A 20,602-nucleotide genomic window follows, 5' to 3' on the forward strand; every position below is an offset into this window, starting at 1 on the left:
GCGCCTCTCGTGATCGCGCTGGACTGTTCCACTCGGGAGCAGTCTAGCGGATTTCCATTGCCTTCCAGGCGTCTTTTTCGGATGTCGCCTGGAAGATCGACGCCTTCGCCAGCGCCTCGGCCTCCTTGGCTGCGGCAACCGCACGGTCGAAATCGCCGCCGTCGGCCGCCTTCTTCGCTGCCGCCAGCGCAGATACGGTCACGGTCCACTGATTGCGCATGCCGGCCGCCTCCTTGGAGGCGGCTTCGGCGGCGGCATACGCCGCCTTGTAGTCCGCCTCGTTTGCCGCGCGCGCGGGTGGCGCAAGGCTCGAGGCGAGCAACATGGCGAGAGCAAGTGACCGCTTCATGGCCGTGCTCCCGGTCCCGAGATCGGCAGGCCGTTGGCGACGTAGGACAGGAAATATTCGACGTCGCGATATTCGTCCGATTGCGGCTCCAGCGGAACCGCGCGGGTCTGGCTGTTGCAGGTGACGAAGCGGCGGCTGATGGTGCCCATGCCGCTCCATTCGGAGCGGTAGATCGGCATCGCATTGAGGATGCCGAGCGCCGGTGCCAGGGTCTCGGCGCGAATGCGCTCGCCCGGGCTCTGCACGTGGCAGCTCGCACAGGAGAAGTTCATCTGGCCGCGCCGCGTGTAGAAATAGCGCTTGCCATTCTCAAACGCCGCCAGCGCGCGGGGATCGTCGGGGATCTTGATGTCCATCGGCTTGCCGCGCGAGGTAAAGGCCATGTAGGCGGTGAGCGAAGCCATCTCGTCCTTGACGTAGGAATAGGGCGCCTCGCCATTGGCCTCGCGGCAGCGGTTGAGTGCGAGCTCCAGCGTGACGACCTTGCCCTCCTTCTCGTCGAAATAGGGATAGTTCTGGCGAATGCCGATGCCGCCGTTCGGGAAGCAGTCGGCGTAGGTCTTGCCGTTCTTGAACGGGGTCGAGAACATCTCCTTGCCGGCATCGAGCGAGAACTCGTAAGGCGGGAATTCCTCCTTCTCCCGCCACTGCCGCTTCATGTCCTCGTTCATCGAATATGGACCGTTGACGAAATCCTCGTGCTTCACGGTCGGAAACTTCTGGAAGAAGAAGTTCTGGAATGCCTTGGCGTCGGCGGCGGGATCGACTGTGTCGGCTGCGACGACGCGCGTCGCGGCGAAGACAAGCGCCGCGAGTGCGCCGAGCGCCGAGCCGAGCAGAACCGTAGCGCGCTGTTTCATCACGAGATCTTCGCGGTGGTCGTATCCGACGCACCCTTGTTGTCGGTCCAGGAGATCTTGAGGTCGTCGCCCTTCTTGGCGCCCTTGAAGCTGAACTTGACGTAGGGGTCCTTGGAGACCGCAGTCCCCCAATTGGCGACGAAGACGTCCTTGCCGTTACATTCGAACTTCAGCTCCTGGATGAAGTGCGCCGGGATCAGTTCGCCCTTGGGATCCTTGACGAGGCCGGTGTCCATGGGGTGCTGGATCAGCGCCTGCACCTCGGTGATGTCGCCGTTGGCGGTGGCGCGTACGCGAATGCTGGATGCCATCTCGAACTCCTCCGCTCAACCGCCGCAGCCGCCGACGGTGACCTTCACTTCCTTGGTCGCGCTGTAGAGCTTGCCGTCGGCTTCCACGATCGCGGTCAATTTGGTGGTCTTGGCCATCTTCAGCCGGTTGGCGACAGCGGGGATCGTGCCGTCGGGAATCTTGTAGCTGGCTGCGAGCGCGAACGGGTTCTCGGCCACGAAGAACGAGATCGAGGTCACCTTGTCGAGCGAGGTCGTCACCGAGATCGGCACCACGCCGCCATTCTCGGCGATCTCCGGCGCGTCGAGCTTGACCTTGTCGGACGGCTCGGCGGTCTTGCCATAGAGTGTCCTGATCGCGTCGGCTTCGTTCTTCTGCTTGAACGCCTGTTCCGGATATTTGTCGTTGGCTGCGGAGCGTGCAGGCGCGAACGGCAGATTGCCGAGGCCAAGCAGCGCGACGGAGGCTGCGCCCTGAAGGATCAGGCGCCGCGTCGGACGAAGGCCAGTGGTCGTGGTCATTCAAATCTCCTGGGCCGCCGGCCGTTACAGGGTCTGCAGGAAATCAACGATCGCGTTGATCTCCTGTCCGGTCAAAATCCGGTTCCGGCCGAATGGCGGCATCATGGTCTGCGGATTGCGCTTGGTCTCGTCGAAGATGATCGCAATCAGCTCGTCCCGATCGGGATATTTTGACTTGATGTCCTTCAGCTCCGGCCCGATCGTTCCCGGCAGGTCGCCGCCCTTGATGACGTGGCAGGTCAGGCAATTGCCCTTGCTGCGGTCGAAAGCGAGTTTCCGGCCCTCGGTCACGGCGGACTGCGCCCGCGCAGGGGCCACGGTCGCGCCGGCGAGGAGGGCCAGCGCAACCAGCAGGGCGGGCTTGCAAGGAAGGGCGGTCAAGGCATCGTCCCGGAGCGTTATGTCGATGATCTCGTTTGCGGAATTGTTCAAAAGCACAAAGGGCATCGCCTGACAATCAAGACTATGCACGCGGCAAAATGGAGTTAATATCCTCCGCATTGCAACCGATGAGATAGTTCGTTCATCAGATGGGCTGGGATTAGCAAATTATTCTCGGGGCGTTTCGGCCCTCAAAGACCGTGTTTTCCGTTTCACATTTCAGGGGACGTCACTTGGCTGAATATGTCGTCGAATTTGGTAGGGACGGCGGACGGGTCGAGCCCGATGGGCGGCTCGATGCGCCGGCCTTCCATCGCAATCACGAACCGATCTGGGCGGCGCTGGAAAAGCATCTCGCCGGCGCGACCGGCGACGTGGTGGAACTCGGTAGTGGAACCGGTCAGCACGTGGTTCACTTCGCGAGCCACACGCCCGGCCTGATCTGGTGGCCGAGTGACCTCAACCAGCGCCACCTCAAGAGCATCGAAGCCTGGCGCGTGCATGCGGGCCTGCCAAACATCCGCAGCCCCCTGCGGATCGACCTCACCGATCCCGACTGGTGTCCGGAAATGAAAAGCGGTCAGGGGCCGACAAGCCTTGCCGCCGTGTTCTGCGCCAATGTCATTCACATCGCGCCCTGGGCCGTGGCCGAAGGCCTGTTCGCCGGTGCCGGCCGCTATCTGCGCGCCGACGGCAAGCTGTTCCTCTATGGCCCCTTCAAGCGCGACGGCAAGCACACTGCGCTCAGCAATGCGGTGTTCGACACCTCCTTGCGTGAAGGCAATCCTGAATGGGGCGTGCGCGACATCGGCGACGTCGAGATGCTGGCGAAGGCCGCGGGCCTTGGCCTCGTCGATGCGCTCGACATGCCCGCCAACAATCTCACGCTGGTGTTTGCGAGGGGCTAGGAGGTCGTCATGCCCGGGCTTGTCCCGGGCATCCACGTTCTTTGGGCACCAAGCCAAGGCGTGGATGGCCGGGTCAAGCCCGGCCATGACGATGTGGAGACGTCAGCGCATCCAACTCTAGCCTTCGTCCTTCCATCCGATCCTCTCCTTCAGAAACCTGAAGCCGAGCACCTCGAAGCCGGCGCGCTCCTTGTTGTCCTTGCCGTAGCCATGGCCGCCGGCGGCCGGTTCGTAGAACCAGGCTTCAAAGCCCATCACCTGGAGTTTCGCGGCCATCTTGCGGGCATGGCCTGGATGGACGCGGTCGTCACGCCGCGTGGTGGCGATCAGGATCGGCGGATAGGCCTGGCCGGCCGTCACGTTGTGATAGGCCGAGTAGGTCTTCAGCCACTCCCATTCCTCCGGCTTGTCGGGGTCGCCATATTCCGCGATCCAGCTCGCGCCCGCGAGCAGCCTGGTGTAGCGGCGCATGTCGATCAGCGGGATGGTGCAGAACAGAGCGCCGAAGCGCTCGGGGTAACGCACCAGCATGTTGGTGATGAGGATGCCGCCGTTCGATCCGCCCTGCGCCGCGATGCGTTTCGGCCGCGTCACGCCGCGGCGGACGAGATCGGCCGCCACTGCGGCGAAATCGTCGTGCGAGAGCTTCTTGCCGGCGAGCCGTCCGGCATCGTGCCAGCGCGTGCCGAATTCGCCGCCGCCGCGCAAGTTCGCCTGCACCGTCGTGCCGCCGCGCTCGAGCCACAGCTTGCCGAGCGAGGCGTTGTAATACGGCTTCACCGAGACTCCGAAGCCGCCATAGGCGCTCATATAAACCGGCGCATCGCCGGTCTCTCCGGCCGGCCCGGTCTGCACATAGGGAATACGCTCGCCGTCGACCGAGATCGCTTCGTGCTGGGTCACCACGAGGCCGTCGGCCGTGAACGTCCTTGGCGCCTGCTTCAATACGGTCGGGCTGGCCACGCCGCGTTCGATCAGCAGCAGCGACGGCGGTGTGAGCGGATCCTGCGCATTGGCGAGCAGGTCGCCGTTGCTCTCCGATGCATGCCGATCGAGCGGCCAGACGTCGACGACGCCGATCTGCGGCAGGCCGGGAAGCATCTCACGGCTCCAGCCCGTAGCGGATGGCGTGCAGATCTCGAACCTCGGCTTCAGTTCGTCGAGGATCGACAGCACCAGCTTGCCGGCGGTCCAGAACAACCCTTGCAGCGCGCGCCGCGGAGCCGGCTCGAACAGGATTGCAAAATCGCGGCTGCCTTTCAGGAAAGCCGAAAGCGAGATGCCGAGCACGGCATCGGTGACGTAGGTCCGGCCCTGGACCGTCCAGTCCTTGCGCAGCTTCATCGCGAACCAGTCGCGATGCGCCTGCATCCAGACCCCGGTCGGCAGATCGAGCTTCGTCGTGCTGCCGGCCGCATCGCGCAGCCAGATCGCATGATTGAAGAAGTCGATCTGGTCGACGATCCAGACCCGCGGCGTCGCACCGGTGTCGTCGGCGCTGCCATGGATCATCATATGATCGGCCGCGGTCTCGATGATCATTTGCGCCTGATCGACAGGCTGGCCACGTCGCCACAGCCGAACCGTCCGCGCATATCCCGAGCTCGTTGCCATGCCCTCGCCATGGGCGCTCGACAGCAGCAGCGTGTCGGCATCGAGCCAGTCGACGCCGCCCTTGGCTTCCGGCAGCGTGAAGCCGTCCGCCACGAAGCTCTTCGTTCCGAGGTCGAACTCGCGAAGAGTGACGGCGTCGCTGCCGCCGCGCGACAGGCTCAGGATCGCTCGCGAGCTTCCCGGCATCGTGGCGATACCGCTGAGCAGCCAGTCCTCGCCTTCGCTCGCTGCGAGCTGGTCGATATCCAGCATGGTCTCCCATGCCGGATCGGCTTTGCGAAATTCCGCCAGCGTCGTCCGCCGCCACAGGCCGCGCGGGTTGCCGGCGTCCTTCCAGAGGTTGTGGAGATCGTTGCCGCGACGTCCCACATAGGGAATGTTGTCGGGCCGGTCGTAGATCGCCGCAAGGATGTCGCGGTCGCGCGCGAAAGCCGATCCGCCAAATGCTGCGAGCGTCAGGCTGTTCTGCCGCTCCACGAAATCGAGCGCCTGCTTGCCCTCGATCTCTTCCAGCCACAGCCAGGGGTCGTCGTCGGGAGCGCTGAGGGTAGGCCTGTCGTCGACGGACATGAACGAAACTCCGGAAAATCGCGGCGGATAGGATTTGATCGAGCGCAAGCCGTCAAGGGCGCGGCCCGTTATCATTCGCGCGATTGCGTCAGAGACATGGCCTGCGCCCGATTGCGCCGGTTGCCCACCTTCCCACGCCCCTCCATAGTGCCGGGAATCAACAGAGCCCTCGTGAGCCCTTGAAAGTCCCTTGGGGCGGAAATGCCGATGCTGGACGTGACTGCAGTCAATGAGATCGCCGACGACGCCCGCGTGCGTGCCAATGTGGTGCGCCTTGCCGCCGCGCAGGCGCTGACGGGTGCCAACTCGGCGGTGATCTTCGCCACCGGCGCGATCGTCGGCGCCACGCTCGCACCCGACATGTCGTTCGCGACCGTGCCGATCTCGATGTATGTGGTGGGGCTCGCTGCGGGCACGCTGCCGACCGGCGCGATCTCGCGCCGCTTCGGCCGCCGCGCAGCCTTCGTCATCGGCACGGGCCTCGGCACGCTGACCGGCCTGCTCGGCTCGTTCGCGATCCTGCACGGCTCGTTCGCTCTGTTCTGCGTCGCGACCTTCCTCGGCGGCCTCTACGGCGCCGTGGCGCAGTCCTATCGCTTTGCCGCCGCCGACGGCGCCAGCGCGGCCTACCGCCCGAAGGCGGTGTCCTGGGTGATGGCGGGCGGCGTGTTCGCCGGCGTGCTCGGTCCGCAGCTCGTGCAATGGACCATGGACGTCTGGCAGCCCAATCTGTTCGCCTTCAGCTTCCTGGTGCAGGCCGCCGTCGCGCTGGTCGCGATGGGCATCGTCGCCGGCGTCGATATGCCGAAGCCCGCGCCGGCCGATCTGCACGGCGGCCGGCCGTTGCTCACGATCGTGACTCAGCCGCGCTTCATCGCGGCGGCGCTGTGCGGCGTGATCGCCTATCCCATGATGAATCTGGTGATGACCTCGGCGCCGCTCGCCATGAAGATGTGCGGCCTGTCCGTGTCCGATTCCAATTTCGGCCTGCAATGGCACATCGTCGCGATGTACGGACCGAGCTTCTTCACGGGCACGTTGATCGCCCGCTTCGGCGCCCCGAAGGTCGTGGCCGCCGGCCTGCTGCTGGAAGCCGGCGCCGCCGGAATCGGCCTCTCCGGACTCACCGCAATGCATTTCTGGGCCACCCTGATCGTGCTCGGGGTGGGCTGGAATTTCTCCTTCATCGGCGCCTCTGCGCTGGTGCTGGAGACGCACCGCCCGCAGGAGCGCAACAAGGTGCAGGCGTTCAACGACTTCCTGGTGTTCGGCATGATGGCAATCGGCTCGTTCTCCTCGGGCCAGTTGCTCGCCAGCTACGGCTGGTCGGCGGTGAACCTCGTGGTGTTCCCGCCGGTGGTGCTGGGCCTTGTCGTGCTCTCGCTGGTCTCCTGGGCTCGTCGCCGCAAGGCGCGGCTGGATGCGGCCATGGGCGAGTTTCCGGATGCGGTCTGATGGCAGGAGGCTGTCAGCAGCGTTGATGCTTCGATCGCCGTCGAAGTGATTTTCGGGACTAGTGACGTTACATGATGCTCGTCATGGACAGACGAGCGCGCAGCAAGGCGCTCGCGGGGGATGCGAAGGAGAAGCGCAAATGCTCGACAACCCCCACCACGCGGCCCCCGTCGACGAATCCTCCCTCCGCTACGAAGGCTGGCGCATCGTCGCGGTCTGCTTTTTGCTCGCGACCTTCGGCTGGGGCCTCGGCTTCTACGGCCAGAGCGTCTATGTCGCCGAGCTCCAGCGGGCGCGGGGCTGGCCCACCACGCTGATCTCCGCAGGGACGACGTTCTTCTATCTGTTCGGCGCGCTGCTGGTCGTTTTCGTCGGCGAAGCCGTGCGGAAATACGGACCGCGCCTCTGCCTGATCGCCGGCACGCTGGCGATGGCGGCAGCTAGCGTTGCGATCGGCGCGGTGCGCGAGCCCTGGCAGCTTTATCTCGCCGATGCCGTGCTCGCCTTCGGCTGGGCCGGCACCAGTCTCGCCATGGTCACCAACACGATCAGCCTGTGGTTCGACCGCAAGCGCGGCATGGCGATCAGCCTGGCGCTGAACGGCGCGAGCTTCGGCGGCATCGTCGGCGTGCCGCTGCTGGTGACGCTGATCGGCCATGTCGGCTTCGCCAGCGCGATGTATGTCGCCGCCGGCGCCATGCTGGTGCTGCTGGTGCCGGTCATTCTCGTTCTCGTCGGCCGCCCGCCCGATCGGCATGGCCGGCACGCGACGGCGAGGGCAAAACCGCAATCGGCGACGCAAATCCGCGCATGGGCGCTGCGTGACGTCGGCTTCCTCACGGTGACCATTGCTTTTGCTCTGGTGCTGTTCGCCCAGGTCGGCTTCATCGTGCACCTGATCTCGTTCCTCGATCCCGTGATCGGCCGTGAGCGCGCGGCGGTCGCCGTCGCGGTGCTGACCGCGATGGCGGTGGTCGGCCGCGTGCTGTTCTCGCTGGTGATCGACCGCTTCAACCAGCGGCTGGCTTCCGCGCTGTCGTTCCTGAGCCAGGCGGCGGCGCTGTGCGTCGTCATCAATCTGCACAATGATTACGTGCTGATCGCCGCCTGCGCATTGTTCGGCTTCTCGGTCGGCAATCTCATCACGCTGCCGTCGCTGATCGTGCAGCAGGAGTTCGATTCGGCCGCGTTCGGCGTGCTGATCAGCCTCAACACCGCGATCAACCAGGTGACTTATGCGTTCGGCCCCGGCGTGGTCGGGGCTTTGCGCGATTGGTCCGGCGGCTACGCGCTGCCGTTCTATCTCTGCATCGCGCTGGAGGTGGCGGCCGCGGCGTTGATCATGGTGCGCGGTGCGAGCCACAGGAAAATTTCGTAGGGTCGCGACGGCGCTTCAACATGCTCCGTCATTGCGAGGAGCTCTTGTGACGAAGCAATCCAGACTGTCTCCGCGGAAAGATTCTGGATTGCTGCGCTTCGCTCGCGATGACGTGGAGAGACAGCAAGGCTTATGCCTCCCGCTGCCGCAGCAGCGCCTCCACATCCAGCCGCTTGGTGAACATCGCGAGCTTCCCGTCCGGCGCGAACGGCCATTGCTCCCGCGGCTTGTCCCAGTACAGCTCCACGCCGTTCTGATCGGGATCGCGCAGATACAGCGCCTCGCTGACGCCGTGGTCGCTGGCGCCGTCCAGCGCAATGCCTGCCGCGAGCACCCGGTGCAGCGCATCCGCCAGCGCGGGGCGCGTCGGATACAGGATCGCGGTGTGGAACAGCCCGGTCGCATCCGGCGGCGGCGGCGAGCCGCCCTTGCTCTCCCAGGTGTTGAGCCCGATATGGTGATGATAGCCGCCGGCCGAGATGAAGGCCGCGCCGGAGCCCATCCGCTGCATCAGCTCGAAGCCGAGCACGCCGCAATAGAAGCCGAGCGCGCGATCGAGATCGGCGACCTTGAGATGAACGTGGCCGATCCGGGTGCCGGCATGAACGGGGCTTTGCGACATGTGAATGCTCCAGCGAAAACACGCACATAAGGCTGGCTCCGGGAGGGCGCCACGGCCGATCCCGAAACCCAGCGTTTCCGGATCGGAAACTAATTCTACTGCGTCATAAATTGTTGTCGCGATCGCATTTTGGTTTGTCGGCAACACGGGCATCGCGGCAAGGTTCTGGCGATGGCATTGGCCAGGCGGATGCGCATGGTTGCGATCGAGTTCGGGATATGACGTTCAGGCCGCAACGGCAGTTCCTCTGGGTCGGTAACCGTCGGGAATGGCAAGTTGCGGGAGGATCGTCGCGGAGTGCGTTGCTGAGGGGGGAATCCTCTCCCTTTCGGAGATGAGGAATCCGTAAGCCGCGATGCAGAGCGTTGCGTGATGGTGGAAGCCACGCCACCCGCGACCTTCAAAATGCCCAAGGCCGACTTCCTGCTTGAGTTCCAGGTAGTCGCGCTCGATGCGCCAACGCAACTTGGTGAAGCAGACCAGACGGTTGAAGGTGATGTCTTGGGGAAGTGTCGACAAAAAGTATTTGGTCGGCTCGACCTCACCCTTGGGCCACTCGATCAAGAGCCATTCTTCCGGGTGCATCTGATGGAGCCGCTCGTCACGCCGCGCGACACGCACTTGCACCCGTGCAAAGCGTGAGGACAGCGTCTCTGCCGAACCTTCTCGCCATTCGATCGTACGCCAGGCGCGTCTGGGCAGGCTGAGCGCAAGCTCTTTAACCGAGACCGGCCAATGCTTGTCGTCGCGCCTCAGCCGATTGGGTGGGCGTCCGCGGCCCGACCACTTCTTCGCCGGCAGTGGCTCTGTGCCCGGTGCCCATACCGTGGTGTTCGATTGGATGCCGGCGACGTAAGACAGCCCCAGCGCCCTAATGTCGGCACGCAAATCGCTATTGTTGCCGTAGCCGGCGTCCATCAACACCACACCGCGCGGCAGTCCGGCCGCGCAGGCCCAGCCTAGCTGCTCAAGCGCGATCTCATGCTTGGTCTTGAAGGCGATATCCTCAGGAACTCCTGCCTTGCTCAGACGCTCGCGATCCTGCGTCCACTCTTGCGGCAGATACAGACGATAAGCCACCGGCAGGCTGGCATGTGCATTGGCAATCGACAGCGATACCGCGACCTGGCAGTTCTCCTCTTTGCCGAGTTGACCACAATACTGATGCGCAACACCGACCGAATGCCGCCCCTTCTTTGGCAGCCCGGTATCGTCGATAATCCAGGCTTCAATCGGGCCGTGACGCTCAATCTCAGGCAAGACCATCTCGCGGACCTTGGCCAAAACCCGCTCGTCCGACCAGCGCCCTTCGCCGACAAAATGCAGAAGCGATTGGTGCTGAGCCGCCACCCGCGCCGGGGCCGTCACGGCTGCAATCGGTTCGACGCTCTTGCGCTCACCTTGCAGCATCAATCCGGCGCAATAGTCGCGCAGCGGTTGCTTGCGGTCCTGGTGCCCGATCACGCCCGCAAGCCCCTCGACATACGCCGCAAATCGCGATTCACTGCTCCCAAGCTCTCGGCGATCCATCATCAGCTCTGCTCCCGCTGTGAATCTCGCCGATACCTGATTCCTCGATTACCTGTAGCGCGACTTTCTGACTCAGTAGAACTAAAGCATGATCCGGAAAAGTGCGCAGCGGTTTTCCGAAAAGATCATGCTTAAACAACAACCTAAAGCGCGATGACGATTCATCCTAATCGCATCGCGCTTTAGGCCAGTTCCGACACCTCGCCCTCGGGCAGGCCGAACTCGAACGTGTTCAGCGTCATCGACACCAGCGTGTAATAGCCGCACAGGCCGATCACCTCGACCACGCCGCGCTCGCTGAGCAGCTTCACCGCCTCGTCGTAGAGGCCCTTCTCGACGCCGTGGCCTTCATGCAGCGACTTCGCGACGTCGTAGATCATCTTCCCCCTGGGATCGTCGAACTCAGGCGTGCGGCGGTCGCGGATCGCCTCGATGACTGTTGGATCCATGCCGCCGGCAAGCGCCAGGCGCTTGTGCGCATACCATTCGTAATGCGCGGTCCAGTGCCGCGCCGTCACCAGGATCGCGATCTCCGAGAGCTTTGCCGGGAAGATCGTGTCGAAGCGCAGCACCTCGCCGAGCCGCGTTGCGTGGCGCGCCATCTCCGGACTGTTGAGCCAGGCCATCATCGGCGCCGGCGGCTTGCCGCGCTTGCCGGCAATCGACTCGTCGTAGGTCTGCCGCTGGCTCTCGTTCATTTCGCCAGGCGAAAGAAGTTTCAGGCGCATTCTCGTTTCCTCTTTGTTTTCAAGCACCGTCGTGGCCGCGACTATAGCCGAATGCGGCTGCGGAAGTGGTTGAATTCCACGGGGCGATGGCTCAGAGTCGCGCCCAACACGTCGATCTTGATTGATGGAAACGACCCATGACTGACTCCATGACCGGCGATTCCGAAACGGCCGAGCTCGAAACATTCCGCAACGAGACGCGCGCCTGGCTGGAAGCCAACTGCCCGCCGGAGATGCGCAAGCCCGCGACATCCGACGCCGACGTGTTCTGGGGCGGGCGCAACGCGAAATTCTCCTCCGAGCCGCAGCGCATCTGGTTCGAGCGCATGCGCGACAAGGGCTGGACCGTGCCGGACTGGCCTAGGGAATTCGGCGGCGGAGGCCTCAGCGCCGCCGAGCACAAGGTGCTGCGCGCCGAGATGGCGAAGATGGGCGCCCGTCCGCCGCTGTCGAGCTTCGGCATCTGGATGCTCGGACCGGCGCTTTTGAAATACGGAAATGAGGCGCAGAAGAAGGAGCATCTGCCGAAGATCGCGGCGGGCGAGATCCGCTGGTGCCAGGGCTATTCCGAGCCGAACGCCGGCTCCGATCTCGCCTCGCTCCAGACCCGCGCCGAGAGCGACGGCGACGACTTCGTCATCACGGGCTCGAAGATCTGGACCTCCTACGCCAACTACGCCGACTGGATCTTCTGCCTTGTGCGCACCGATCCCGCCGCGAAGAAGCATGACGGCATCAGCTTCATCCTGTTCGACATGACCTCCAAGGGCGTCTCGACCAAGCCGATCCTGTTGATCTCCGGCTATTCGCCGTTCTGCGAGACCTTCTTCGACAATGTCCGGGTGCCGAAGTCGCATGTGGTCGGTACGGTCAACCGTGGCTGGGACGTCGCAAAGTATCTGCTCCAGCACGAGCGCGCGATGATCTCGGGCATGGGCGAGCGCGGCGTCGGCCGTCCGCTCGGCCAGATCGCGGCTGACTCCGTCGGCACCGATGCGCTGGGCAAGCTCGACGATGCGATGCTGCGCGGCCGGATCGCGACCTTCGACGTCGATGAGGCCGCGCTCGCGGCCTGTGCCGAGCGCGCGGTCGATCTCGCCAAGGCCGGGCAGGCGCATCCGGCCTTCTCCTCCGCAATGAAATACTACGGCACCGAGCTCAACAAGCGCCGCTACGAGATCCTGATGTCGGCCGGCGGCGTCGATGCGCTGGAATGGGAGAGCGAGCGCTCCAGGCAGGGCGCCCGTCCGCGCGCCTGGCTGCGCACCAAGGCCAACTCGATCGAGGGCGGCACGTCCGAGGTCATGCTCGGCATCGTCGCCAAGCGCATCCTGGATTTGCCGGGGGCGTAACTCCACCGTCGTTCCGGGGCGCGCGAAGCGCGAACCCGGAACGTCGAATTGCGCACCATAGTTCACGCTTCGCGTGCCCCGGAATGACAGCAACAAACATGCATTCCGCCAGACGTTAGAGACTTAAGCCATGGCCCTCGTCCTCACCGAAGAACAATCGATGCTCCGCGACTCTGCGCGCGGGCTGATCAGCGACAAGGCGCCGGTGTCGCACCTGCGTCACTTGCGCGACTCCAAGGATCCCACCGGCTTCTCGAAAGAGTTGTGGCACTCCTTCGCCGAGATGGGCTTTGCCGGCCTCCTGGTGCCGGAAGAATTCGGCGGCAGCGGTCTCGGCTTCATGGAAGCCGGCGTCGTCATGGAGGAGATCGGCCGCACCTTGATGCCGTCGCCCTTCCTCGCCACCTCAGTGGTCGCGGCCTCCGCGCTGAACCGCGGCGGCAATGCCGCGCAGAAATCGGAATATCTGCCAAAGATCGCGAGCGGCTCGCTGCTCGCAACGCTCGCGATTGACGAGGGCGCCAAGCATCGTCCGCTCCAGACCGGTCTTCAGGCCGTGCGTGCCGGCAATGGCTTCAAGCTCTCCGGCGCCAAGGCGCTGGTGGTCGACGGTCACGTCGCCGATCTCCTGATCGTGGCGGCCCGCACCGCCGGCTCCTCCGGCGAACGCGATGGACTGACGCTGTTTCTGGTGAACCCCAAGGCCAAGGGCGTCGCGATCGAGCGCACCATCATGGTCGATGCGCACAATGCGGCGCGGATCGAGTTCGCCGACGTCGAGGTCAATGCCGACAGCGTGCTCGGCGAGGTCGATCAGGCGGCCGGCCTGCTCGATGGCGTGCTCGATATCGGCCGCGGCGGGGTCGCGGCCGAAATGGTCGGCCTCAGCGACGAGGTCTTCGGCCGCACGGTCGAGTACCTCAAGAGCAGAAAGCAGTTCGGCAAGCTGATCGGCGAATTCCAGGCGCTGCAGCACCGTGCCGCCGAGCTCTATGTCGACATCGAGATCACCCGCGCCGCCACCATGAAGGCGCTGCAGGCGCTGGATGCCGACCTCGCCAAGGCCGCGTCAGCCGTCGCGGTCGCCAAGGCCCGCGCCGGCACCACCGCCACGCGCGCGGTGCAGGAAGGCGTGCAGATGCATGGCGGCATGGGCATGACCGACCAGTTCGACATCGGCTTCTTCATGAAGCGCGCACGTGTGTGCGAGGAGCTGTTCGGCGACGCCAATTACCACACCGAGCAGCTGGCGCGGGCGCGGGGATATTGAGGCGCTACTCGTGCAACACGGCACCCTGCGCTCCCTCCCCCCTTGCGGGGAAGGCGGCGGAGAGGGGTAGCTCAGGAAAAGGTCTGTCCGTTGCGAGAGAATCGCGCGCCTCACGTGGAGTGCGAACGATAGAGTGTGCCGTGTGGCACCCCTCTCCCTAACCCTCCCCCGCAAGGGGGGAGGGAACGCAGCGTACGCTTGGCAACACCGTCAACGCAATGACGGCGGAACGATCCGCCGCCTACCGCATCGGCGGCGCGTACTGCACGCCGCCGGCGTTCCACAGCTGGTTCATGCCACGCGGAATCTTCAGCTTCGACTTCTCGCCGATGTTGCGGTCATACATCTCGCCGTAGTTGCCGACGTGGCGGATGATGCGCGCGGCCCAGTCCTTGGTGAGGCCGAGCTGCTCGCCGTAATTGCCTTCGGTGCCGACCAGGCGCATCACTTCCGGCTTCTTCGACTTCAGCGCCTCGTCGATGTTCTCCGAGGTGACGCCGAGCTCCTCGGCGTTGATCATGGCGTAGAGCGTCCACTTCACGATCATCATCCAGTCGTCGTCGCGCTGGCGCACGACGGGGGCGAGCGGCTCCTTGGAGATCATGTCCGGCAGGATCATGTTGTCGCCGGGCTTCGACAGATTCAGACGCAGTGCATAGAGCTGCGAGACGTCGGCGGAGAGCGTGTCGCACTTGCCGGTGTCGTAGGCCTTCACGACGTCATCCAGCTTGTCGAACTTCATCTCTTCGTACTTCATGTTGTTGACACGGAAGTAATCGGCGACGTTGAGCGCCGTCGTGGTCCCGGACTGAACGCAGACCTTGCTGCCGGTCAGGTCCAGCGAAGTCTCCTTGTTGCGCGAGCGCGGCAGCATGAAGCCTGCGCCGTCGTAATAGGCGACCGCCGGGAAATAGAGGTCGTAGTCGAGTTCGCGCTTCATGCTCCAGGTCGAGTTGCGCGAGAGGATGTCGACCTTCCGGCTCTGCAATTCCTTGAAGCGCTCGCTGGCGTCGAGCGGCACGAACTTGGCCTTGCCCGGATCGTTGAAGATCGCAGCCGCCACCGCCCGGCAGAAATCCACGTCGAAGCCGCTCCAATTGCCCTTGTCGTCGGGGATCGAGAAGCCCGGCAGGCCCTTGTTGACGCCGCACAGCACCTCGCCGCGGCGCACGGTGCGCTTCAGGGTGCGGGTGTCGTAGAACTCGTAGATGGTGGCCAGAACGGCGACCAGCACGGCGACCGCGAGCCCGATCAGCAGGCCGCCACGAAAAGTGCGCATCATGTTGCTCTCTCGAAAAATCGGGAAAAAGGAATTTGGAGGAGGGTGCAGAGCATGATCCGGAAAGATCATGCTCGAATCATAGCCCCTAGAGTTCGGGCTTCTGTCGGATGATCACCTTGGTGCCGACCGGGACGCGATCGTAGAGATCGGCGACGTCATTGTTGACGAGACGGAAGCAGCCCGAGGACACCTTGGTGCCAATCGTGTCGGGACGGTTGGTGCCGTGGATGCGGTAGACGGTGGTGCCAAGATACATCGCGCGGGCGCCGAGCGGATTGCCGGGGCCGCCGGCCATGAAGCGCGGCAGATAGGGCTGGCGCTGGATCATCTCCGCCGGCGGCGTCCAATCCGGCCACTCCTTCTTGTTGGTGATGGTCACCAGCCCCTGCCACTGGAAACCGTCGCGGCCGACGCCGATGCCGTAGCGGATCGCGCGCCCGCCGGGCTGCACCAGATAGAGGTGCCGCTCGGCGGTCGAGACGATGATCGTGCCCGGCGCTTCGGTGGTGCGGAAGTAGACGACCTGCTTCTGCCATTCCGGATCGAGCTGGTAGCCGTCATCGGCAATCAGGCCCGGCTCGTCGCCGCGGTCAGGTTGCTGGGCGAAGGCCTGCGGCGCCGACAGGATCATGCCCATCGCAGCCATGAAAATCCCGGTCAGGCGACGAAAATCCGTCATTTCAAGCTCTCCCCGCTGCCGCAGCGCAAATCATTCGGAATCATCAAACCTGATGGGCAAGTTCATGGCAAGTTGATGGCGCGCCACCCTGGCATGTCACGAGAATGCTTTGGTTTTTTGACGGGCCCCGGGCAATGCCACAAACGGGGGATGGCGCGAAAAGCAGTGATCGTGGCGGCTGGGCTCGATGCGCTCCTCCCCCGCCTGCGGGGAAGGGAGCTCGCATAGGGCTTCTTGGCGGCGGCCGGAGCGCACGCCTCGTCCTTCGAGACGCCCGTTGGCCAGCTGCCAGGTCCCAGCTAAATCTTGTTGCTCTCCGCTGTGATCCCCAATCGCCGCGCGATTTCCGTCCCGACCGCGCGCGCCTCCAGCCTCGACCCGATGCGGGGGCTGCGAAATCGCCGCCCCGAGTGCAACCGGATCGCGACGATGCAGTGCTCGTCCTCGGAGCGGCCGCGACGCTCAACCATGATCGTCTTCACGTCGCGCCCCTCGATATGGTCGGCGCGCAGGCTGCCGTCGCCCCACAGGCGCTCGACGCGAATGTCGGTCGGCCGGATGATCCAGAACGCGCCCGCCACGAGGTTGGCATATCTGTGCACGGCGAATGCAGCGATCGCGCCGATGGGCAGCAGCAGGATGTCGACATGGCTGGGCGGCAGCCCGCGCCAGAGCTTGTAGGCATAGGGAACAGCGGACAGGGCGACGGCGATCAACCCAACGATCCGGATGTCTCGCGCGGGAAACGGCTCGAGGGGCTCGCCGAGCCGCATCTCGGGATTGCTGGCGTCGAGCGGATTGCTAGGTGCCTCGACGTCGGGAACGCCGAACTGCGTGGCGATCCGGGCCACCGTGTCACGGACATGGGTGACGTCGGAAATCGGCGGGGATGTCAGGCGCTCCCCGGAGGCCAGCGTGAAGGCCAGCTGGAAGCGGGCTTTCACCCTCCTGCTGCCGGGGACCTGCAATCCGCTGATGTCGTCTTTCGGGACGACCCGCGTGCGGAGCTTTCCAAACGGACGCTGTTGGCCGATCAGAATCTCGTTCGACGTGATGATCCACACCACCGCCGGCGCCATCATGATGCCGGCGACGAACCCTGCGCCGACGAGCAGCGCGACCACGGAGATGATGATCTCCATGGTGTCGTGCGTGAACAGGCCGGGCGTGAAGCAGAGCGCAACGGCGGCCGCAAAGCCGGACATCACCAGCCGCTGCGCGATCGAGGAGCCTTCACGGAGGCGAATGTCGTTGCTGGTGGTCGTGTCGTCCATCGCGGGCGGCTGATTGCGTCGCCTGCGAAACTCCACGGACGGGTCCGTGGAGTCAAGCAACAAGGGCGACAACTGAAACCCGCCGCGCGATGGTCGTGTGGTCTCAGCTGTTCACGTTCAGCAGCCTGGCCACCGTGCGGTCGATTTCGTCGTAGCGGCCTTCGCCGGCGTGCTGGAACACGATCCTGCCGCTCTGGTCGATGATGTATTGCGCCGGCCAATACTGGTTGCGGTAGGCGTTCCAGGTCTTCGAATCATTGTCCTGCGCCACCGGATAGGTGATGCCGTGGCGCTTCAGCGCGGCCTGCACGTTGGAGGCCGAGCGCTCGAACGGGAATTCCGGCGTGTGCACGCCGACCACGACGAGGCCCTTGTCCTTGTATTTGGCGTAGAGGTCGGTGACGTGCGGCAGCGTGTTGACGCAGTTGACGCAGCCATAGGTCCAGAAGTCGACCAGCACGACCTTGCCGCGCAGGTCGGCGATGCTTAGCGGCCTGGAGTTGAACCAGTTGTTGATGCCGGCGAAGTCGGGTGCGGACTGCTGGTTCGCGGCGACTCGGACTGGTGCTGCGCGGGACACCTCGTCGCAGAGGCCGGGGATGACGGCACCGGTCACGGTGAAGCCGATCAGGGCGGCGGAAACGGCGAGCAGTCTGAAAGTCATGGAAGCGTCCTCCGGGTGAAGTTTTCGATGGTTACAGGCCGATCTGGCCGGTCGGGTAGAAGCCGGTGAGCCACGCCACGATCAGCGTGTCGTATTGGAAATAGGCCGCGACCGCGAAGGCGATCACGATGACGCCAAAGCCCTGCTGCAGCCGCGGCGAGATCCGCGCGAGGCTGCGCACGCGCGTGGTCGCGGCCTGCCCGCCATAGGCTATTCCCAGCATCGGGATCGCCGCGCCGATCGCGTAGGCGACCAGCAGCGTGCCGGCCCAGCCGAGATTCTTCGAGGTCGCAACCAGCGTCAGGATCGAGCCGAGCACGGGCCCTGCGCAGGGCGTCCACACGAGGCCCAGCGTGGTGCCGAGCACGAGCCCGCCGAGTGCGCCATCGCGCTGCGCGGCGCCGGCGCTGCCGAGGTCGAGCCAGCCGTTGAGCCGGATCGACAGCCATTCGAACGGCGCCGGCCACAGCATCAACAGCCCGAAGCCGAGCAGCAGGATGGATGCGGCTTCGCGCAGCACGTTCGGGTCGAAATCGAACAGCCGCGTGAGCGCGCCGAGCAGCAGCGCGACTGCGGAGAACGAGACGACGAAGCCGAGTGCGATCATCGCGGGACGCAAATGCCCCGCGCGCCCGATCGAGGCGCCGAGCAGGATCGGCAGCATCGGCAGCGTGCAGGGCGCAGCGATGGTGAGGATGCCGGCGAGGACGGCGAAGATCAGGTCGAGCATGGCGCACTCGTGGATGGAGTCACGAGGGCGGTTCGGAATGGATCGGGCGGTCGTTACGGGGCGTCACGCGTTCGTGACGGGCGATCTACGCGCCATGACGGCACTGCGCTTCCTCCCCGCAAACGGGAGAGGCGGGAGCCCGCGGCGGCCACCTCACTCTCAAACACAAAACGACCCGGAGGGGGGCATCCCGTCCGGGTCGTTGGAGGTCTTGGGAGGTTTAACGAAACCGTATGCGAACCTTGTAGGGGGGAAGTTTTTCCGCCTGATGTTGTCGTTTGTTTCAATTGTGTCGTCGGCGGTAACGCTTCCGTGTCTGGGGACAGGGCATGAGCTGTGGTCCTATCCCATTGAATTTATTTGCCTTAAGCGGCGAAACGGTCGACGCCGGCGCCCTTAAGTAAATCGGCCAATTGCTTGCGGGCGTAGAACATCCGCGTCTTCACGGTGCTCTGGGGGATGCCGATGATCTGGCCGACCTCCTCCACCGATTTCTCGTGGTAGTAGACGAGGTTGATGATCTCCCGATGCGCCGGCGACAGCTTCTGCACGCAGGCGCGCAGGATCGCGCTGGTGTCGCTGCGGTCGAGCGAGGTCTCCGGCGTGTCGCAATCGTCCGGAATCTGGCGCACGTCTTCCTGGTCGATGTCCTCGAAGCGGCGCTGGCGCATCGCGGTCAGCGCCTTGAAGCGGGCGATCGAGAGCAGCCAGGTCGAGACCTGCGAGCGGCCCTGGAATTGCCCGGCGGTCCGCCACACGTCCAGGAACACCTGGCTGACCAGGTCTTCCGCCGTGGTGGCGTCGCGCACGATGCGCAGGATGAAGCGATACACTCGCACATTGTGCCGGCAATAAAGGATGTGCATGGCCGTCCGGTTGCCGTCGGCAATACTTTCGAGGAGCATGTCGTCCGAGGTCGCCTGAGCGGCAATGATGCTCTGGCTGGCTTGGGCGTTGATGGCGATGACATTCCGCATGGACTTGGCTCCCCGTAGCGCCGCAACCGAGCGGCGTTTCCTTAAGCCGAAGTGTTAATGAGCCAACGTTTCGGGACGTCTGCACGAAAAGCGGAAAATGGTTTCGTGCGCCGCCAAATTGTTTCGTCGCAACGGCCGCGACGAAACATTCGCGGCCAAAAGCCGTGGAATTTCAATGCGCGGAAAATACGGGGGGTGGGGGTGGAGGACGGCGATGCGACGGAACGAACCCCGGCGACTTGCGTTCGGTCGCGCTAGAGCGTTTTCGAGCGAGGTGGGCACCGGTTCGCGTCAAGAAAACGCGTCAAGACAAGAGTCTAGAGCCCCGTTCCGATTCCATCGGAACGGAAAAGGCTCTAGACACACAGCTGTCGCCCGGGGCGCGAAGCGCGCCCCCGGGATGACGACGGTGTGCGAGGCTGGCTACGCCTTCTCGCCCGCCGGCGAGAACAGGTAGCCGCCGCCGCGGATGGTGCGGATCACGGCGGGCTTTGCCGGATCGGGCTCGATCTTGCGGCGGATGCGCATGATGCGGAGATCGACGGCGCGGTCGAAGGCTTCGGCGTCGCGCGCGTTGGCCAATTCCAACAGGCGCTCGCGCGACAGCACGCGCTTCGGATTGGCCGCGAACACCTTGAGCAGCCCGAATTCGGAGGCGGTCAGCGGATGCTCGTTGCCCTCGTCGTCGCGCAGGGCCTGGGCTTCGAGATCGAGCCATTTGGTGCCGAAGCGCACCAGCTGGTCCTTGTCCGATTTCGCCGCCGCCGCGTCGGACATTGCTGCCTTGGCGGGCACGCTCCGCCGCAGCACCGAGCGGATGCGCGCCATCAGCTCGCGCAGCTCGCAGGGCTTGGCCACGTAATCGTCGGCGCCGAGCTCGAGCCCGACGACGCGGTCGATCGGGCTCGCGGTCGCCGTCAGCATGATGACCGGCACGTTGATGCGGCTCTTGAGGTCGCGAATGATCGAGAGCCCGTCTTCCTCGGGCATGTTGAGATCGAGCACGACGAGATCGGGCATGCTGCCCTGGATCGCGGCGCGGAGCGACTTTCCGCCGTCGCACAGCGTCACGGTGAAGCCGTGCATCTTGAGGTAATCGCCGACCATCTCCCGGGCCGGGGCCTCGTCGTCGACGATCATGATGTGCTGGCTCTGGGTCATGGTCTT

Annotated in this window: 22 protein-coding genes; 6 read left to right on the top strand and 16 right to left on the bottom strand. The window is 64.5% G+C overall.

What is annotated here, in order from left to right; all coding sequences use genetic code 11:
* Positions 1–43 precede the first annotated feature (43 nt).
* Genes XH87_RS07290 through soxX form a run of 5 tightly spaced genes read right to left on the bottom strand, consistent with a single transcriptional unit; the run spans position 44 to position 2,402 of the window.
* Entirely contained in the window at positions 44–349 is a 306-nt protein-coding gene (locus tag XH87_RS07290; RefSeq protein WP_271586720.1) for a hypothetical protein, read from the bottom strand.
* Positions 346–1,209, bottom strand: a complete 864-nt coding sequence (soxA, locus tag XH87_RS07295) for a sulfur oxidation c-type cytochrome SoxA (RefSeq protein WP_035703562.1) — start codon at positions 1,207–1,209, stop codon at positions 346–348. Before soxA ends, XH87_RS07290 begins: the two co-directional genes overlap by 4 nt.
* Positions 1,209–1,520 carry a thiosulfate oxidation carrier complex protein SoxZ gene (soxZ, locus tag XH87_RS07300; RefSeq protein ID WP_271586721.1) on the bottom strand — a complete coding sequence of 104 codons (312 nt, stop codon included), beginning with the start codon at positions 1,518–1,520 and terminating at the stop codon, positions 1,209–1,211. The genes soxA and soxZ overlap by 1 nt, the downstream gene beginning before the upstream one ends.
* Positions 1,521–1,535: 15 nt before the next feature.
* A complete protein-coding gene (gene soxY, locus XH87_RS07305; RefSeq protein WP_271586722.1) occupies positions 1,536–2,021 on the bottom strand; it encodes a thiosulfate oxidation carrier protein SoxY in 486 nt (161 codons plus the stop codon).
* 24 nt (positions 2,022–2,045) lie between these two features.
* Positions 2,046–2,402, bottom strand: a complete 357-nt coding sequence (soxX, locus tag XH87_RS07310; RefSeq protein ID WP_271586723.1) for a sulfur oxidation c-type cytochrome SoxX — start codon at positions 2,400–2,402, stop codon at positions 2,046–2,048.
* A gap of 233 nt (positions 2,403–2,635) precedes the next feature.
* Here soxX and XH87_RS07315 point away from each other — a divergent pair, with 233 nt between their 5' ends.
* A complete protein-coding gene (locus tag XH87_RS07315; protein WP_271586724.1) occupies positions 2,636–3,310 on the top strand; it encodes a DUF938 domain-containing protein in 675 nt (224 codons plus the stop codon).
* A gap of 117 nt (positions 3,311–3,427) precedes the next feature.
* Here XH87_RS07315 and XH87_RS07320 read toward each other — a convergent pair whose 3' ends face one another.
* Positions 3,428–5,494: a prolyl oligopeptidase family serine peptidase gene (locus tag XH87_RS07320; RefSeq protein ID WP_271586725.1), complete on the bottom strand. Its 2,067-nt coding sequence runs from the start codon at positions 5,492–5,494 to the stop codon at positions 3,428–3,430.
* A 207-nt stretch (positions 5,495–5,701) separates the two neighbouring features.
* Between XH87_RS07320 and XH87_RS07325 the strand changes: the two genes are divergently transcribed.
* Entirely contained in the window at positions 5,702–6,949 is a 1,248-nt protein-coding gene (locus XH87_RS07325) for an MFS transporter (protein ID WP_271586726.1), read from the top strand.
* A 139-nt stretch (positions 6,950–7,088) separates the two neighbouring features.
* On the top strand, positions 7,089–8,327 hold the full coding sequence (locus XH87_RS07330) for an MFS transporter (protein ID WP_271586727.1): 1,239 nt from the start codon (positions 7,089–7,091) through the stop codon (positions 8,325–8,327).
* Positions 8,328–8,457: 130 nt separating this feature from the next.
* On the opposite strand, the gene XH87_RS07335 is transcribed toward XH87_RS07330, so the two are convergent.
* The 3 genes from XH87_RS07335 to XH87_RS07345 form a co-directional block, all read right to left on the bottom strand.
* Positions 8,458–8,949 (bottom strand): VOC family protein, encoded by a 492-nt coding sequence (locus tag XH87_RS07335; RefSeq protein ID WP_271586728.1) that lies wholly within the window; start codon positions 8,947–8,949, stop codon positions 8,458–8,460.
* Between the two features lie 225 nt (positions 8,950–9,174).
* Positions 9,175–10,479: an IS701 family transposase gene (locus tag XH87_RS07340; protein ID WP_442868244.1), complete on the bottom strand. Its 1,305-nt coding sequence runs from the start codon at positions 10,477–10,479 to the stop codon at positions 9,175–9,177.
* 182 nt (positions 10,480–10,661) lie between these two features.
* Positions 10,662–11,207 (bottom strand): carboxymuconolactone decarboxylase family protein, encoded by a 546-nt coding sequence (locus tag XH87_RS07345; RefSeq protein WP_271586730.1) that lies wholly within the window; start codon positions 11,205–11,207, stop codon positions 10,662–10,664.
* A gap of 137 nt (positions 11,208–11,344) precedes the next feature.
* On the opposite strand from XH87_RS07345, the gene XH87_RS07350 reads away from it, so the two are divergent.
* Both XH87_RS07350 and XH87_RS07355 read left to right on the top strand, forming a co-directional pair.
* On the top strand, positions 11,345–12,559 hold the full coding sequence (locus tag XH87_RS07350; RefSeq protein WP_271586731.1) for an acyl-CoA dehydrogenase family protein: 1,215 nt from the start codon (positions 11,345–11,347) through the stop codon (positions 12,557–12,559).
* A 130-nt stretch (positions 12,560–12,689) separates the two neighbouring features.
* On the top strand, positions 12,690–13,829 hold the full coding sequence (locus tag XH87_RS07355) for an acyl-CoA dehydrogenase family protein (RefSeq protein ID WP_271586732.1): 1,140 nt from the start codon (positions 12,690–12,692) through the stop codon (positions 13,827–13,829).
* Between the two features lie 241 nt (positions 13,830–14,070).
* On the opposite strand, the gene XH87_RS07360 is transcribed toward XH87_RS07355, so the two are convergent.
* The 3 genes from XH87_RS07360 to XH87_RS07370 form a co-directional block, all read right to left on the bottom strand.
* Positions 14,071–15,108, bottom strand: coding sequence for an amino acid ABC transporter substrate-binding protein (locus XH87_RS07360; RefSeq protein WP_271586887.1), 1,038 nt, complete (start codon positions 15,106–15,108; stop codon positions 14,071–14,073).
* Between the two features lie 88 nt (positions 15,109–15,196).
* Positions 15,197–15,790, bottom strand: coding sequence for a L,D-transpeptidase (locus tag XH87_RS07365; RefSeq protein ID WP_271586733.1), 594 nt, complete (start codon positions 15,788–15,790; stop codon positions 15,197–15,199).
* 299 nt (positions 15,791–16,089) lie between these two features.
* Positions 16,090–16,932, bottom strand: coding sequence for a hypothetical protein (locus XH87_RS07370; RefSeq protein ID WP_271586734.1), 843 nt, complete (start codon positions 16,930–16,932; stop codon positions 16,090–16,092).
* On the opposite strand from XH87_RS07370, the gene XH87_RS07375 reads away from it, so the two are divergent.
* Positions 16,919–17,077, top strand: a complete 159-nt coding sequence (locus XH87_RS07375) for a hypothetical protein (RefSeq protein WP_271586735.1) — start codon at positions 16,919–16,921, stop codon at positions 17,075–17,077. The two genes, XH87_RS07370 and XH87_RS07375, sit on opposite strands and share 14 nt — an antisense overlap.
* Before the next feature lie 90 nt (positions 17,078–17,167).
* On the opposite strand, the gene XH87_RS07380 is transcribed toward XH87_RS07375, so the two are convergent.
* The 4 genes from XH87_RS07380 to XH87_RS07395 form a co-directional block, all read right to left on the bottom strand.
* Positions 17,168–17,728 carry a thioredoxin family protein gene (locus tag XH87_RS07380; RefSeq protein WP_271586736.1) on the bottom strand — a complete coding sequence of 187 codons (561 nt, stop codon included), beginning with the start codon at positions 17,726–17,728 and terminating at the stop codon, positions 17,168–17,170.
* A 31-nt stretch (positions 17,729–17,759) separates the two neighbouring features.
* The gene (locus XH87_RS07385; RefSeq protein WP_271586737.1) at positions 17,760–18,458 is read right to left on the bottom strand and encodes a cytochrome c biogenesis CcdA family protein; all 699 of its coding nucleotides are present in this window, start codon (positions 18,456–18,458) and stop codon (positions 17,760–17,762) included.
* A 365-nt stretch (positions 18,459–18,823) separates the two neighbouring features.
* Positions 18,824–19,435, bottom strand: a complete 612-nt coding sequence (locus XH87_RS07390) for a sigma-70 family RNA polymerase sigma factor (protein WP_027574699.1) — start codon at positions 19,433–19,435, stop codon at positions 18,824–18,826.
* Positions 19,436–19,858: 423 nt separating this feature from the next.
* Positions 19,859–20,596 carry a response regulator gene (locus XH87_RS07395; protein ID WP_035703534.1) on the bottom strand — a complete coding sequence of 246 codons (738 nt, stop codon included), beginning with the start codon at positions 20,594–20,596 and terminating at the stop codon, positions 19,859–19,861.
* Positions 20,597–20,602: the final 6 nt, after the last annotated feature.

Source organism: Bradyrhizobium sp. CCBAU 53415 (assembly GCF_028128735.1).
Lineage (GTDB): Bacteria > Pseudomonadota > Alphaproteobacteria > Rhizobiales > Xanthobacteraceae > Bradyrhizobium.

Coding starts and splice junctions, on each gene's coding strand:
- XH87_RS07385 (WP_271586737.1), bottom strand. CDS start 18,458: ATGCTCGACCTGATCTTCGCCGTCCTCGCCGGCATCCTCACCATCGCT.
- soxY (WP_271586722.1), bottom strand. CDS start 2,021: ATGACCACGACCACTGGCCTTCGTCCGACGCGGCGCCTGATCCTTCAG.
- soxZ (WP_271586721.1), bottom strand. CDS start 1,520: ATGGCATCCAGCATTCGCGTACGCGCCACCGCCAACGGCGACATCACC.
- XH87_RS07360 (WP_271586887.1), bottom strand. CDS start 15,108: ATGCGCACTTTTCGTGGCGGCCTGCTGATCGGGCTCGCGGTCGCCGTG.
- soxA (WP_035703562.1), bottom strand. CDS start 1,209: ATGAAACAGCGCGCTACGGTTCTGCTCGGCTCGGCGCTCGGCGCACTC.
- XH87_RS07345 (WP_271586730.1), bottom strand. CDS start 11,207: ATGCGCCTGAAACTTCTTTCGCCTGGCGAAATGAACGAGAGCCAGCGG.
- XH87_RS07330 (WP_271586727.1), top strand. CDS start 7,089: ATGCTCGACAACCCCCACCACGCGGCCCCCGTCGACGAATCCTCCCTC.
- XH87_RS07355 (WP_271586732.1), top strand. CDS start 12,690: ATGGCCCTCGTCCTCACCGAAGAACAATCGATGCTCCGCGACTCTGCG.
- XH87_RS07390 (WP_027574699.1), bottom strand. CDS start 19,435: ATGCGGAATGTCATCGCCATCAACGCCCAAGCCAGCCAGAGCATCATT.
- XH87_RS07290 (WP_271586720.1), bottom strand. CDS start 349: ATGAAGCGGTCACTTGCTCTCGCCATGTTGCTCGCCTCGAGCCTTGCG.
- XH87_RS07380 (WP_271586736.1), bottom strand. CDS start 17,728: ATGACTTTCAGACTGCTCGCCGTTTCCGCCGCCCTGATCGGCTTCACC.
- XH87_RS07325 (WP_271586726.1), top strand. CDS start 5,702: ATGCTGGACGTGACTGCAGTCAATGAGATCGCCGACGACGCCCGCGTG.
- XH87_RS07375 (WP_271586735.1), top strand. CDS start 16,919: ATGATGATCTCCATGGTGTCGTGCGTGAACAGGCCGGGCGTGAAGCAG.
- XH87_RS07335 (WP_271586728.1), bottom strand. CDS start 8,949: ATGTCGCAAAGCCCCGTTCATGCCGGCACCCGGATCGGCCACGTTCAT.
- XH87_RS07395 (WP_035703534.1), bottom strand. CDS start 20,596: ATGACCCAGAGCCAGCACATCATGATCGTCGACGACGAGGCCCCGGCC.
- XH87_RS07365 (WP_271586733.1), bottom strand. CDS start 15,790: ATGACGGATTTTCGTCGCCTGACCGGGATTTTCATGGCTGCGATGGGC.
- XH87_RS07350 (WP_271586731.1), top strand. CDS start 11,345: ATGACTGACTCCATGACCGGCGATTCCGAAACGGCCGAGCTCGAAACA.
- XH87_RS07340 (WP_442868244.1), bottom strand. CDS start 10,479: ATGGATCGCCGAGAGCTTGGGAGCAGTGAATCGCGATTTGCGGCGTAT.
- XH87_RS07370 (WP_271586734.1), bottom strand. CDS start 16,932: ATGGAGATCATCATCTCCGTGGTCGCGCTGCTCGTCGGCGCAGGGTTC.
- XH87_RS07320 (WP_271586725.1), bottom strand. CDS start 5,494: ATGTCCGTCGACGACAGGCCTACCCTCAGCGCTCCCGACGACGACCCC.